Genomic DNA, 13,930 nt, shown 5'->3' on the forward strand with positions numbered 1-13,930 from the left:
CGCCTAGAGTTCTTATTGTGCTTGTTCGTTTGATGGCGATTTAGGGTCATTCATAAAGCGGAAAATCGCATCGAGCGCTTGATTACGATACTTGTCGGTCTCGAATAAGATTTCATGCTGTGCGCCTTCGATGGAAAGCAGCTCCGCGTGCGGGTTGGTTTTCCGCAATTTATCAATAAAACGCTTTTGCGCGAGGTTGCTAACAATCCGATCGTTTCCGGCTTGGATTAGGATTACTGGTATTTTGACTTGGCGAGTTAATAAAAAGCACTGCTTAGCGGCCATGAGCCCTTGCCAAACCCAGCGAGTGCTTGGCCCACCGACTTGCAGTTCCGGTTTTTCCGTATATAGGTTTCGGAACCATTGGTAGCGGCCGTAACTTTGGCTAAGTGGGTTATCTTCAAAGGGCTTAGGGAAGTAGGCCTGATGTCCTGGTGCATAGCGTGGCAAAGTCGATACCGCTGACATAATTTGTGTGACCGGAATCGCTATTGGTGATAGGTACCATGGCAGGTTAATGCCAAACATGGGCGCACTTAGAATCAAACCAGTAAAAGGGTGTTCTGGGTGAGTTTGCAGGTAACGTGTGGCGATCGCGCCGCCCATAGAGTGCGCGATGATGAAGCATTGTTGATATTCGCTAAGGTCGTGTTTTTTTACGACGATGTCCATATCATCAATATAATCAGTAAAGTCATAGACGTGACCCATATCTGAGTCAGATAATAAACGATCTGATAAACCTTGTCCGCGGTGGTCAAAGGAATAGACATCGAAACCTTGGCGGTAGAGATCGTAAAACAGCTCTTGGTATTTCCAGGAAGACTCAATGCGTCCATTTACGATGAGCACGGCTTTTTTATGCTCTGGGTTGGTTAGCTTGCACCAGTAAATGTTCTTTTTCTCAGTCCCTTTAACAAAGCCCTCTTGGCGAGTTTGCCAAAGTGCTGCGATCGGACCACCAATTGCTTGCTCAAATAATGTCTCTTGAGTATAAGTCAAAGGTGAATGGTTAGTCGCCATTAGTTGATTACCTGAAGATACGTTGTTTACGCGATGTATCATCGAAGAATTAGTGAGGAAATGCAATGGATACCCATGTCTGGTTAGCTTATGTAGTAACAGCAATCGTTTTTAGTTTGGCTCCGGGCTCTGGCACGGTGAACTCAATCAGTAATGGTTTGAGTTACGGTACCCGTAAATCACTGGGTGCCATTATTGGCTTACAAATTGGTTTAGTTATCCACATCGCGCTGGTGGGGGCGGGTATTGGTGCGCTTGTCGCGCAGTCAGCAACCGCATTTTCTGTCATTAAATGGGTTGGTGCCGCTTATCTGGTTTGGCTGGGGGTTCAGAAATGGCGCGACACATCAAGCTTAGTCGCAGCTGAAAACCACAACGAGATGTCAGGCACGGCGCTGTTGTACAAGGCAGTGTTAATTAACCTCACCAACCCTAAATCGATTGTTTTTCTGGTGGCGTTGTTCCCGCAGTTTATTGACCCGGCAAAAGACCAAATCACGCAACTGTTGGTGCTTGGCGTCACTACGGTCGTGATTGATGCGTGTGTAATGTTGGGTTACACGAGCTTGGCAGCACAAATGGGACGCTTTATTCGCTCCGATAAAATCATGGGAAAAATAAACAAAGTATTCGGTTCAATGTTCATGGGTTGTGGTGCATTATTAGCAGCTGCAAAGTCATAAGCCATTTATAGGTCCTTCTTTAGCATGAATACAACGTATGTCGCTCGCCAGCCGATCTTTAACCGAAAAAGACAGACGCTGGGTTATGAATTGTTGTTTCGAGACGGGGAGAGTAACGCATACCCTTCACATATTGATTCAAATCGAGCGACATACCGACTGATCGTCGAAAACTTCCTATCGCTGGGTACTAACCCAGTGATTGCCTCTTCTAGATGCTTTATTAACTTTCCTCATCAAAGCTTGGTGCGACGTTTGCCGCGCAGTTTGCCGAAAAACAAAATTGTCATCGAAGTGTTGGAAACGTGCCAACCTACGGATGAGCTTCTTGATGCGATTCGTGAGTTTTATCGAGAAGGTTACTTGATCGCTTTGGATGACTTCACCCTAACACCAGAATGGCGCCGTTTTTTGCCATATGTGCATATTGTGAAGCTCGACATTATGGCGATGGGGCTTGAAAAGGCCTGTGAACTGGTCAAAACACACCTTGCCAAACGCGTCAAATACCACTTTTTAGCAGAACGTGTTGAAACCGCAGAAGAGTTTGAGCAAGCGAAAGCGGCTGGCTTTAAATTTTTCCAAGGTTATTTTTTTAGCAAGCCACTCGTCTCGCAGACTAAATACGTCAGTCCTGAGCAAGTGTTGGCATTGCAACTGTTTCGTGAAGTTTGTGCTCCTGAGCCTGACTTTACTCGTATCGAGTCCATCATTACGCAAGATGTCGCGTTGTCGTATAAATTATTGCGTTTTGTAAATACGCAAGCGCCGAATTTGGCTGTCGAAATCAGCTCTTTTCGTCAGGCATTGATTTATCTTGGCCAGGATAACCTTAAGCAGTTTGTCTCTTTGGTTGTGGCATCGTATATCTCCAGTAACAAGCCTCGAGAGCTGTATCACCTTTCATTGCAACGAGCTCAATTTTGCCAATTGATGTCGCGCTATCAGCCATTCTCTCATCTCAACGAACAAGGTTTCATGGTTGGTTTGCTGTCGATTCTAGATGCGTTGCTGGATCTTTCGGTGGAATCTTTAGTTAGGCAGTTACCGCTTAGTCATTCAGTACAACAAGCGCTATTACATCGCAAAGGGGTTTATGGTGCACTTATTTCCCTTGAAGAGTGCTACGAGCGTGCCGATTGGTCAGGGGTTGAAAAAATCACGATGCAATTGGGGTTGCCTTTAGAGGAAGTGAAGCTCTCCTTAGGTGAAGCGGTTCGCTGGAGTCAAAGCGTCGCGACTGCATAATTTCTGGTCTTATCTTTTATCTCTTTGAATCTCTCTCTTTACAATCAAGCTGTTCGTTAGATGTGAAACTTTTATGACGATGGACGGTTTCCTCTTGACGATATACCTTAATTAAATAAACATATACGCATATCCATATATAGGTATGTTCATTATGCTTCCACATCAGTTTTTTAAGCTGTTATCCGATGAAACACGCGTACGTTGTTTAATGCTCGTGGCCCGTGAAGGTGAAACTTGCGTTGGTGATTTGGCGTTTGCTCTGCAAGAGAGCCAGCCGAAAGTTTCTCGTCATCTTGCTCAGTTACGATCCAGTGGCATCTTGGTGGATAAACGCCAAGGACAATGGGTGTATTACGAGTTATCACAGCAATTACCAGGTTGGATGCGAAAGTTAATTGAAGACTTAGTGGCATCAAACTGTTTGAAGCAGGAATACCAAGACGACATCACACGCTTACACGATAAAAGTCGTGAGGCTTGCTGTTAACAGCGAATAGAGATTCAAGGTAGAAGATTAGAGGGTAAAACTATGACAATTAAAGTAGGAATTAATGGCTTTGGCCGAATTGGTCGCTTAGCGCTGCGAGCGGCATTTGATTGGCCAGAATTGGAGTTTGTGTTAATCAACGATGTCGCAGGTGACGCAGCTACGCTTGGTCACTTATTAGAATTCGATTCAGTGCAAGGTCGTTGGCATCATGGAGTTCAGGTCGAAGGCAGTGAGCTCGTCATCAACGGCAAGCGTGTCGCCACGACTCAACAACGCGATATCGATGCGGTGAACTGGTCTGATTGTGATGTTGTGATTGAAGCGACAGGCGTACATCGCAAAACATCATTCCTAAATAAATACCTAGAGCAAGGTGTGAAACGTGTCGTGGTAAGCGCACCTGTGAAAGAAGAAGGTATCGCGAACATTGTGGTGGGCGTGAACGACCATATTTTCGACCCTGAAAAACATCGTATCGTGACAGCAGCTTCGTGTACGACTAACTGTATCGCACCTGTGGTTAAAGTCATTCATGAGAAATTGGGTATCGAAAAATCTTCTTTTACGACCATTCACGACCTGACGAATACGCAAACTATTTTGGATGCGCCACACAAAGATCTACGCCGTGCAAGAGCATGTGGCATGAGCCTTATCCCGACCACGACGGGTAGCGCGAAGGCGATTGTCGAAATTTTCCCAGAATTAAAAGACAAAATTAATGGTCATGCGGTTCGCGTACCTCTAGCAAACGCATCGTTAACAGACATCATTTTTGATGTGAAGCGTGATACCACAGCAGAAGAAGTGAATGCACTGTTAAAAGAAGCATCTGAAGGTGATTTGAAAGGCATCCTTGGCTTCGAAGAGCGTCCTTTAGTTTCTATCGATTATAAAGGCGACCAACGTTCAACCATCGTTGATGCGCAATCAACCATGGTTGTGGGTTCTCGTATGGTTAAGATTTACGCTTGGTACGATAACGAAATGGGTTATGCAACGCGCACAGCAGAGCTGGTTCGTAACGTTGGTTTGGCTTAAAAGGGGGTCACAATGTCTCATCCTACATGGCAATTAGATTTGGACTCCGGTGCTTTAATCTTAACACCGTGCCCAGGAACGAAAGGTGTCGATTTGCATGCGTCGTTAGAACAGTTGAAAGAGCAGGGTGTTCAAGCGGTCGTTACTGCATTAGATGATAGTGAATTAGCTGCGAAGAATGTCTCTGCATTGGGGGAAGCCACTCAGCAACTGGGTATGAAATGGTTCCAGATCGAGATTGAAGACGACTGCGCACCAGATGAAGAGTTTGCGGTGAAGTGGCGACAAGCCAGTCCGGAACTGCACGCGATTCTTGCTCAAGGTGGCAAAGTTGCGATGCATTGCATGGGTGGTTCGGGGCGCACAGGTTTGTTCGCTGCTCACCTACTCCTAGAAAAGGAATGGCAGTTAGAAGATATCGTGCGAGAAGTGCAGGCATTGCGCCCTGGTGCATTTACAAAACCTGTGCAAGTTGAGTACATCGAACGCGTGGCTCAAGACGCTTGATCAGCTTAAATAGCTTTTGGTTCATCATGATCCAAAAGCTAAATTCGAGCTTCTTCAGGATACGACTGTTTACAAAAAATGCCATTAACATTAACTAATGCATTGTTTTTAAATTGTATTTTTCTTTTTATTGATGTTGGGGCATTTTTTGAAAATCACAGCAACATTGTATTGGTCAATGTTGCTGTACAGGTTAGGAAGTATTTAGAACATGATGATCTAAATACTTCTATCGCTGTACATATGAGGTCAATATGATTTCTCAATTAAGCAAAAGTATTCGTCAGTACATGTTAGTGACGTTTAACTATTGGAACTTTACGGTGACCGATGGCGCACTGCGTATGCTGGTGGTGCTCTATTTTCATGACTTAGGTTATTCCACGTTAGCTATTGCCTCACTGTTTCTTTTCTATGAATTTTTTGGTGTGGTGACAAACCTGGTTGGTGGTTGGTTGGGCGCAAGGTTAGGCCTAAATAAAACCATGAACATTGGTTTAGCGATGCAAGTGTTTGCGTTGCTGATGCTCGCAGTACCAAATGCATGGCTGACCATTCCTTGGGTGATGGCAGCGCAAGCTCTGTCGGGGATTGCCAAAGATCTGAACAAAATGAGTGCTAAGAGCGCGATTAAAACGCTAGTACCAGACGAGCAGCAAGGTGCGCTCTACAAATGGGTAGCGATTTTGACTGGCTCGAAGAATGCACTCAAAGGAGCGGGCTTTTTTGTTGGTGGCTTGCTGCTGTCTTGGGTGGGTTTTCAAAACTCGATGTTTATTATGGCGGGTGTACTTACATTAGTGTTTGTTTGCAGCATGATCTGGCTAGAAGCGGACATGGGTAAAGCAAAGAGTAAACCTAAGTTTCGCCAAATATTCTCCAAGTCTGAATCGATAAACATTTTATCCGCAGCACGCATGTTCTTGTTTGGTGCTCGTGATGTGTGGTTTGTCGTTGCTCTGCCTATTTATCTTGGTAGCGTGTTTGGCTGGGATCACTTGTGGGTTGGTAGCTTTCTCGCTGCGTGGGTCATTGCTTATGGGTTTGTGCAAGGCTTTGCGCCGCGTATTACTGGCAAAGCGCAAGGTCGTGTGCCTGATGGTAGTGCAGCATTGGTGTGGGCAGGAATCCTAGCGTTAATTACGGCTGGTATTGCTTATGGTGTGCAAATCGATTGGCAGCCTGAATTGGTGATTGTGGTAGGTTTGATGATTTTTGGCGCTGTGTTTGCCATTAACTCTTCGCTGCACTCGTACTTGATAGTGAGCTACGCTAAAGGCGATGGCGTCTCGTTGGATGTCGGTTTTTACTACATGGCCAATGCGATGGGACGTTTGATTGGCACGGTATTATCGGGTTGGATCTACCAAGAGGCTGGTCTTACAGCGTGCTTATGGGTTTCTTTTGCTTTCTTGGCACTGACGACGCTGATTTCAATTAAGTTGCCAAAAGCTAATGTTGCTACTGCGTAACTACCCCCAGTATCGCTATCTGTAGATGGTATAAATGGCTCCAAATCGGAGCCATTTTTGTTTCTTATGCGCCGTTTGGTGTAATCAGATTGTGTCGGTTTGGCATGGAGAGTGAATACTGATGCTTGGTTTTTGGTTCTCGTTAAGTGATTAGAGTGGTGATGAAATCCCCGTTGTAGGTCATTGTTGAGTTAAAAATAAGCAAAAACAGATTGTTAACCATTTCACTGGTTGAGATTTACCCTATGCTATAAACGATAAGCGACTTAAAGTAGGGAAAGGTATGAGAGAAAGGGTTCTGTTTTTTGATTTATTGCGCTGCTTCGCAGCGGTAGCAGTGATCGCCATTCACGTCTTGGCACCGTATCGAAATGAGTTAGGAGTGATTCCATTTGACCAATGGCTGACAGCGGTAGGCGTGAATAGCGTAACCCGCTGGGCAGTGCCAGTTTTTATTTTGATCACCGGAGCGCTAATGCTCAGTGACACTCGACCATTTGACGGTAAGTATTATATCAAAAGGCGTTTGGGCAAAGTTTTAGTTCCATTTATTATTTGGTCGATGTTTTATGCATACCTTTCAGGCTGGACTTCTCAAGGCTTTGATTTTGAAACCGTAAAAGAGGTATTAAGCAATAGCCCATTCCACGCAACGTATTACCATCTCGGCTTTTTCTATTACTTTATACCACTGTATTTTGTGATTCCGCTGTTTCAATGGATGGTACGCAACGTGGATGACAACGTCTTGTATACCTATCTCGCATTTTGGCTTTTCACCAGCACACTGTTCTTGTTCAAGATTGATGGCCCTTGGAGTAATCAGATGTGGCTTTATATGGGTTACCTTCCACTGGGGTATGTTTTATTTCAAAAGGTACCTTCGAATCGCTCTATGGTGACCTTATTTGTTGGGCTAGGACTCGTGGCGTTGTCAGTGACCTTTACGATGGTTGTGACAAATAGCTTAGAGGCGGAGAAGTATACGGTTGGGCGTTGGCTCTCTTATAAAACACTGAATGTGATTCTAGCGGCTTCGATGATTTTTATGATCGGGCGTTACTTCGGTGAAGGCTTATCACCAAAAGTACAAAAAGTGGTTAGTGTGATCAGTCAGCACAGCTTAGGGATTTACTTACTTCACCCTATTTTCTTATGGCCGATGAAAGAGTTCGGTTGGTACACAGGACATCCTGCGTGGGTGATTCCAGTCTGGATCGTTCTAAGTGGAGCTGGAGCCTTGGCGATGAGCTATCTCTTTTCTCGTTCTGCCAAGACTCGTTGGTTACTGCCTTAACGTTTGATAGCGAAGTGAAGGAACTTGTTGCCGCGATAGGTCAGTGTTCCCTTATCTCCAGGGTTGAGTGCATGGTAGTAATGCACTCCAATTTGGAATTCACGCTTTGGACCGATAGAACCACGTTGAACGTAAATCCAATACTCTTGATCGTCTTGACCTGGTGGTGCGTTTGGTATGTCTATCGCTTGTTTATCTAAAACCGTTACCTGCGCGCTTTGCTCTGGAGCGTCTTCGCCCACATAGTGCTTACTATAAAAACGGAAAAACACCCACGCGCCCAAAGCAATAAGGGCGAATAGGGCGACAATAAGTGAGATTGGCATATTAACCTCCAATGTTTTATCGGGTCCCATTCTACAGAACTCGCTGACGAAACGATGAGTTGAGGTAACTTATTCATAATCTAATGAAAGGGACATGAATTTTATTCGGCGCACTTCACGGTTTATCTCAATGGGGACGCGATGAAATCGTTGCTTCATCTGCAAGCTACGTCACTAAAGCTGAACTAAGCAGCTTTCACTTGTCTGGCTATATGAGCTCAAGGGCACAAATTGAAAGTAAAATTGCACTTAACGGCTCGAAAAAGCTCTAAATTTATAGAAGAATAAAAATAATGAACATAGGAAGGGTCTGGTAAGGAGGGTTACGATGTCAGATATTGAAAAAGTAGTCATGCGTACCCGAACGATCGAAAAACTTTTGCGTACTCAGTACCATGCAGAAGGGAAAGGGTTGCACCAACTTATTAATAGTTGTGAAGAACGTTTACCGCATGACGTGATAGCAAAGCTTCGATTCATCGCGACAGTGCGTAATAAAGTGGTGCACGAAGACGATTACAAGCTGGATGATCGTAAAGGCTTTATGGCGGCATGTGATGCTTGTGAAAAAGAGCTGACACCAAGAAGCTCTCGCTTTATTTGGCGTACAGCAATTTTGCTAATGACGTTGATTACGCTGGCCGCTCTTGGTTTCTACTATATGCACTGGGATATTTTGTCTAAGCACATTCAGTAGAGCTATACAGATAAATAAAAAAGGACGCATTTGCGTCCTTTTTTATTTTAAATCATTGGGTTAGTACATCATTGGCAGTGTCATTAAACCCACAACCACTGCAATCATAACCAGCCCTTGTTTTTGAGAAGATGAAATCATAACACTACCCCTTAATCTTTGATGAACTCGATGAATTTAATATAGCACTGTTTTTGGGGTTTGATCAACATATGCTCGTTAATCTTTTCAAAAACCACACTTAACTTGTCTGGTTTTACGTGATTCTGACTAATGAAACTATGTTTTTTGTCCTGTATTTAAAGTGTTCACATTGTTTTGTTTTTATCCTTTCTTGTTTTAAGTGTTTGATTTTATAATGTTAAATGGTTTGTGGTGTTGGCTTTGTAATTGTTTTTTGTTTCGAATGGTATGTTGGGTCTTTATTTTGTCTGTATTTCTCAAAAATTGAGAAAATTAAAAAATGTGCTATGAGGTTACATCGTCAAATCGAAAGCATGGAGTGAGATTTTCGTACCTTATGAGAAAATATGGGCTTCAAAAGTGTTTAGTGATTTTATGGTTTATGAAGTCCGCACTTTTATCTGTTATTGAAATTATGATTTTATTTATCATTGACTTACTTTTCTTGTCTGATATTTTTTTTACTGAATTAAGGTCAGTTTTCTTAGTTTTTACCCCTAATCATCAGTAGCTCCTCCTCTCTTAGAGCGCTACTAAGACTATTTTCTATTTTGTGTCTGTTATTTATTCTTGTTGCCTGCATTACATACATCCTGGTGGTTTAATCGTCAGTTTGTGAAATGGCGGCTTACCTGGAGCACTTATCTGTTTTTCAGTTAAATAGTTTTAGAAAGCGCTGGTTATTGTGTCGTGTGATTTGATGGGTTCGGCTGATGAGCAAAGCTTGGCCCCAATGTTTAGTGGCATCATTCAGGCTCATCGGCTTTATTATTACGTAGGCTGAGGGTTACAAAATGTTTCGAATCGCTAGCGAGATCCAACTTTCGTAGATTGTGTCTTTACATCAAAACTGGTCTACCTAGACTAGCGGCGAGTTTAAGTAAAAGGTGTATACTGCATGTGGAGTTGGCTGGCGATAGGGCTATCAGGTGTGTATTCCGTGTTGGGAGCAAAGCAAGCTAACCCGACACAATCCCTCGTGTTTAAAATCTTTACTCTGCTACTTCTTCTTGTGTTGGTGTTAACTCAAGGTGCATCCGCAACATATACCTACTGGATTGCGGGTGGGCTGATTGTGTCTATGGTGGCAGATACGCTGCACTCGTTTAAAACTCGTAAGCTAATCTATTTTTCGGCTTATCTGGTCGCTCAGGTATGCTACAGCAAGTCATTTTGGGTGCAGCTTAATGGTGAGATTGTCTGGTGGCTGTTGGCCCTGTTGCTTGCAGCGAGTATCGTGGCGTTCTTTTTGTTGCTACCTCAACTCGACTCTCTGGTATTCCCTGTTGTGATCATGGGGATGATGCTGGTTCAACTTGCTTGGGCAGCCGGTGAAGTTTGGTTACAAGTGCCGAGTTACGCCAATGCTATCGGTTTTAGCGGAACCTTAGTTCTGATCTATTCGGCGCTGGCATACGCGATACACGGTTATCGAAAACCGATGAAACACGCCTATTTGTGGGTGAGTGGTAGTTACTTTTTTGCTCATGCCCTCATTGTTGCCTCAATCATTTACTAATTTAAGTCAAAGCAGCTCTTGAGGATTTCAGTAAACTGAACGCATTGTTCTTAATAACTGGAGTCAATAATGAGTGAAATCCATGCTCACGAGCTGCTAAACCTACTTAGAGAAACGCCAATGGAGCGCGAAGCCCTCACACAGCACTTTGGCGCTAGCGTTCGCTTTCACACCTGTAAACTGAATGATCTAGACTTAGATGCATTACTAGCATTTTTGCTCAAGCGCGACAAAATTCGTGAGCTTGAACGTAAGTTTGTGGTCAATATGGTGCGAGTTTGCAATCACTAAACGGCGGCTAAGATCGAGGGTGAATATGGTGTTTTCGCCCTCAGTCATATGCTCATGTTGTCAGTTTGCTATACACTGGCCGCCATTTTTTAGGTGAGGCCAGAATATGGACATTCTTTCTGCAGCGACCATGCTGTTTCTAATCATGGACCCTCTCGGTAACTTGCCGATTGTGTTGTCTATTCTCAAACATATCGATCCCAAGCGTCGTCGTAAGGTATTGATTCGTGAACTACTGTTTGCCTTACTGATCTTGATGCTGTTTCTGTTTGCAGGACAAAGCATCTTAAGTTTTTTGCATGTCCAGCCAGAAACGCTCAGCATTTCAGGTGGCATTATTCTCTTCATTATTGCGATTAAGATGATTTTCCCGAGTGCCGGCAGCATCACTGGACTGGCAGCAGGCGAGGAGCCCTTTATTGTTCCGATGGCCATTCCTATGATCGCGGGCCCTTCAGTGATTGCAGCCTTGCTTTTACTGTCTTCGCAACATCCAGAGAAAATGTTGGAAATGTCAGCATCAGTCGTAATTGCGTGGGGCGCAACATTTTTTATACTGATGTTTTATGGCTTCTTTAATCGCTTGTTGGGTGAACGTGGGTTGAAGGCGGTAGAACGCTTAATGGGCTTGTTACTGGTGATGATCTCCACTCAAATGTTCTTGGATGGTGTAAAAAGTTACATTGGGTGACGAACGAAACGCAGAAAAAAAGCCGCTCACAAGAGCGGCTTTTTCGTATCTGAGCGATTACATCATGTGTTTACGACGAATATCGAGTAGGGCAAAAATACCAAAAATCAGGATTGAATATTTTTCCCAACTGCTCATTTTTATTTTGTCGCCAAATGCACCAATGAAGATGGCCATTTGTAAACCGTGCATGATGAACAAAAAAGCGGTCATGATGTATAGCGCAATCGCGGCATTGCCGGGAAAGGGCATAAAAATATTTAGGATTAATACTAACCAAACAAAGGCGATAGCCGCTTTGGCCAGCATAATTAGTGCTTTCATTTAAGTATCCTTTTAAATCGAGGCGTTATGCGGAGGTACGTTCGTACAGACGATAGCTCACTTGGCCTGCTGTTTTTTCTCGATGTAATTGCCAGTTTTCTGGTAAGTCGGCAATATTGAGTTCTTTTTCTGTTTCAATATAAATCATCGCATCTTCCGCGAGCCAGCCATTTTGTTCTAGCAGAGCCACGGTCTCATCCAATAGACCTTTGCGAAACGGTGGGTCAATAAACACCACATGGTGAGCAGAACCCGGTTGCTTCAAAAAACTCAGTGCGTCGGTATTTACCACTTGGATGTTGTTCGCGTTAAGAGAGGCAACATTCTTTTGTAACTGTTGGAAAGCTTGTGGGTTTAGCTCAACCATGGTCACTTGCTCTGCTTGGCGTGAAGCTGACTCAAATCCCAAGCCGCCAGAGCCAGCAAACAAGTCGAGACATTTTGCCTGTGGTACATCTTGAGCTAACCAGTTAAACAGCGTTTCTTTGACGCGATCGGTCGTGGGGCGTAAGCCTTCAGCATCGTGTACAGGAAGTTTTCTGCCTCTCCATAAGCCACTAATAATGCGAACAAAGCCCGTTGTTGGCTTTTTTTGTGATGAGTTTTGCTGGCGACGTCTTACCATAGATTTTTTGACCGCTAATAAAGTGATACTATATCTAATCGCCCAAGCAATGAGCTTGGAGCTTGGATACAGCCCAGAATATTCAAGATGACAGAGTGTAACACTAATAAGATTAGAATTACCTAATCGGAAAGTTTTCAGAACTTTGTCATTAGCCTTTTTTAGACAGATAATAATCTTGTCAAAAAAGAGTCATTAATAGATAAAAGAACAATCTAGGATAGCCCCAGATGACGGAAAAAAAGAAGCGCGGATTACTTTCGTGGCTAGGTTTTGGTGACGAAGAACAAAGCCCAAAACCAAAAACTGAAGAAACAGTAAAAGAAGAAGCAGTGGAAGCGCCTTCTGAAGAGCAGCAAACCGAAGCGGTTGCTGAGCAAGCGGAAGCTACGCTAGAACTTGAAGAAGAAGAGAAACAATCAGAGGCTGCCCCAGCAGAAGCAGAAGCAGAAGCAGAAGCAGAAGCAGAAGCAGAAGCAGAAGCAGAAGCAGAAGCAGAAGCAGAGGCAGAGGCAGAGGAGCCAGAAGTCGTATCGGCCGCGCCTCGTGTTCAAGAACAAGAAAAGCCAACAGAAAGCTTTTTTGCTCGTCTTAAACGCAGCCTAAGCCGAACAAAAGCAAATATTGGTGCTGGCTTCTTCGGTCTGTTCAGCGGTAAGAAAATCGATGAAGACTTATTTGAAGAGCTAGAAGAGCAACTGCTTATTGCTGATGTGGGCATGAATACCACAACAAAAATTATCAACAACCTGACAGAAAAAGCCACACGTGGCGATCTGAAAGACGGCGAAGCCCTTTATGGTTTGTTGAAAGAAGAAATGGCCGAGATTCTTTCTAAAGTCGAACAGCCACTAGAAATCGATAGCAACAAAACGCCTTACGTCATCTTGATGGTGGGTGTAAATGGCGTGGGTAAAACCACGACCATCGGTAAGTTAGCGAAGCAGTTCCAAACTCAAGGCAAAAAAGTGATGCTTGCAGCGGGCGATACTTTCCGTGCCGCAGCGGTTGAGCAGCTACAAGTGTGGGGTGAACGTAATAATGTTCCTGTGATTGCTCAACATACTGGCGCAGACAGTGCCTCTGTTATCTATGATGCGATTGAAGCGGCAAAAGCGCGTGGTGTGGATGTGGTGATTGCTGATACAGCAGGTCGTCTACAGAACAAAGCGAACCTAATGGAAGAGCTGCGTAAGATTGTACGTGTGATGAAGAAAATTGATGACTCTGCACCACATGAGATCATGCTAACGCTTGATGCAGGTACAGGACAAAATGCCATTAGCCAAGCGAAACTTTTCAGTGATGTTGCCCCTCTAACCGGGATTACTTTGACTAAGCTGGATGGTACAGCCAAGGGCGGCGTAATTTTCGCTATTGCTGATCAGTTCGGTATTCCAATTCGTTACATTGGTGTGGGTGAAGGTATCGAAGACTTGCGTCCATTTGAAACTCAAGAGTTTATTGACGCACTGTTTAGTCGTGAAGAATAAAAAGAGTTAGAGGAAAT

At 44.0% G+C, this 13,930-nt stretch carries 16 protein-coding genes; 12 read left to right on the plus strand and 4 right to left on the minus strand.

All coding sequences use genetic code 11. From position 1 onward, the window contains the following. Window positions 1-12: 12 nt before the first annotated feature. Complete coding sequence (locus tag L3V37_RS22100) at window positions 13-1,023, minus strand: alpha/beta fold hydrolase (protein WP_005378733.1); 1,011 nt, start codon at window positions 1,021-1,023, stop codon at window positions 13-15. Between the two features lie 65 nt (window positions 1,024-1,088). Here L3V37_RS22100 and rhtB point away from each other — a divergent pair, with 65 nt between their 5' ends. From rhtB to L3V37_RS22135, 7 genes are all read left to right on the plus strand, one after another. Continuing rightward, window positions 1,089-1,706 (plus strand): homoserine/homoserine lactone efflux protein, encoded by a 618-nt coding sequence (gene rhtB / locus L3V37_RS22105; protein WP_054729573.1) that lies wholly within the window; start codon window positions 1,089-1,091, stop codon window positions 1,704-1,706. Window positions 1,707-1,730: 24 nt separating this feature from the next. Further along, window positions 1,731-2,954, plus strand: coding sequence for an EAL and HDOD domain-containing protein (locus tag L3V37_RS22110; protein WP_130545165.1), 1,224 nt, complete (start codon window positions 1,731-1,733; stop codon window positions 2,952-2,954). Window positions 2,955-3,108: 154 nt separating this feature from the next. Beyond that, window positions 3,109-3,444, plus strand: coding sequence for a metalloregulator ArsR/SmtB family transcription factor (locus L3V37_RS22115; protein ID WP_005378730.1), 336 nt, complete (start codon window positions 3,109-3,111; stop codon window positions 3,442-3,444). Window positions 3,445-3,486: 42 nt separating this feature from the next. Continuing rightward, complete coding sequence (locus tag L3V37_RS22120) at window positions 3,487-4,488, plus strand: ArsJ-associated glyceraldehyde-3-phosphate dehydrogenase (protein WP_130545164.1); 1,002 nt, start codon at window positions 3,487-3,489, stop codon at window positions 4,486-4,488. A 12-nt stretch (window positions 4,489-4,500) separates the two neighbouring features. Continuing rightward, window positions 4,501-4,995: a cyclin-dependent kinase inhibitor 3 family protein gene (locus L3V37_RS22125; RefSeq protein ID WP_130545163.1), complete on the plus strand. Its 495-nt coding sequence runs from the start codon at window positions 4,501-4,503 to the stop codon at window positions 4,993-4,995. Window positions 4,996-5,249: 254 nt separating this feature from the next. After that, window positions 5,250-6,467, plus strand: a complete 1,218-nt coding sequence (gene arsJ / locus L3V37_RS22130; RefSeq protein WP_130545162.1) for an organoarsenical effux MFS transporter ArsJ — start codon at window positions 5,250-5,252, stop codon at window positions 6,465-6,467. A gap of 283 nt (window positions 6,468-6,750) precedes the next feature. Beyond that, window positions 6,751-7,764, plus strand: a complete 1,014-nt coding sequence (locus L3V37_RS22135) for an acyltransferase (protein WP_237307130.1) — start codon at window positions 6,751-6,753, stop codon at window positions 7,762-7,764. Here the strand turns inward: L3V37_RS22135 and L3V37_RS22140 are convergent. Continuing rightward, window positions 7,761-8,090 carry a DUF2500 domain-containing protein gene (locus L3V37_RS22140; RefSeq protein WP_005389668.1) on the minus strand — a complete coding sequence of 110 codons (330 nt, stop codon included), beginning with the start codon at window positions 8,088-8,090 and terminating at the stop codon, window positions 7,761-7,763. The genes L3V37_RS22135 and L3V37_RS22140 overlap by 4 nt on opposite strands. Before the next feature lie 328 nt (window positions 8,091-8,418). Here L3V37_RS22140 and L3V37_RS22145 point away from each other — a divergent pair, with 328 nt between their 5' ends. From L3V37_RS22145 to L3V37_RS22160, 4 genes are all read left to right on the plus strand, one after another. Beyond that, window positions 8,419-8,787 (plus strand): hypothetical protein, encoded by a 369-nt coding sequence (locus L3V37_RS22145; RefSeq protein WP_005378717.1) that lies wholly within the window; start codon window positions 8,419-8,421, stop codon window positions 8,785-8,787. A gap of 1,081 nt (window positions 8,788-9,868) precedes the next feature. Continuing rightward, window positions 9,869-10,489, plus strand: a complete 621-nt coding sequence (locus tag L3V37_RS22150; RefSeq protein WP_213965860.1) for a lysoplasmalogenase — start codon at window positions 9,869-9,871, stop codon at window positions 10,487-10,489. A gap of 69 nt (window positions 10,490-10,558) precedes the next feature. Further along, a complete protein-coding gene (locus tag L3V37_RS22155; RefSeq protein ID WP_237307132.1) occupies window positions 10,559-10,780 on the plus strand; it encodes a YecH family metal-binding protein in 222 nt (73 codons plus the stop codon). Window positions 10,781-10,886: 106 nt separating this feature from the next. Next, window positions 10,887-11,471 (plus strand): YhgN family NAAT transporter, encoded by a 585-nt coding sequence (locus L3V37_RS22160; RefSeq protein ID WP_005389671.1) that lies wholly within the window; start codon window positions 10,887-10,889, stop codon window positions 11,469-11,471. A gap of 57 nt (window positions 11,472-11,528) precedes the next feature. On the opposite strand, the gene L3V37_RS22165 is transcribed toward L3V37_RS22160, so the two are convergent. Both L3V37_RS22165 and rsmD read right to left on the minus strand, forming a co-directional pair. Next, window positions 11,529-11,795, minus strand: a complete 267-nt coding sequence (locus tag L3V37_RS22165) for a DUF1145 domain-containing protein (protein ID WP_005378704.1) — start codon at window positions 11,793-11,795, stop codon at window positions 11,529-11,531. A gap of 25 nt (window positions 11,796-11,820) precedes the next feature. Next, window positions 11,821-12,420, minus strand: coding sequence for a 16S rRNA (guanine(966)-N(2))-methyltransferase RsmD (rsmD, locus tag L3V37_RS22170; protein ID WP_005378702.1), 600 nt, complete (start codon window positions 12,418-12,420; stop codon window positions 11,821-11,823). 230 nt (window positions 12,421-12,650) lie between these two features. Between rsmD and ftsY the strand changes: the two genes are divergently transcribed. Beyond that, window positions 12,651-13,913, plus strand: coding sequence for a signal recognition particle-docking protein FtsY (gene ftsY / locus L3V37_RS22175; protein ID WP_237307134.1), 1,263 nt, complete (start codon window positions 12,651-12,653; stop codon window positions 13,911-13,913). Window positions 13,914-13,930 lie beyond the last annotated feature (17 nt).

Origin of the sequence: Vibrio sp. D54, from assembly GCF_021728075.1 — a bacterium.
GTDB lineage: Bacteria > Pseudomonadota > Gammaproteobacteria > Enterobacterales > Vibrionaceae > Vibrio > Vibrio alginolyticus.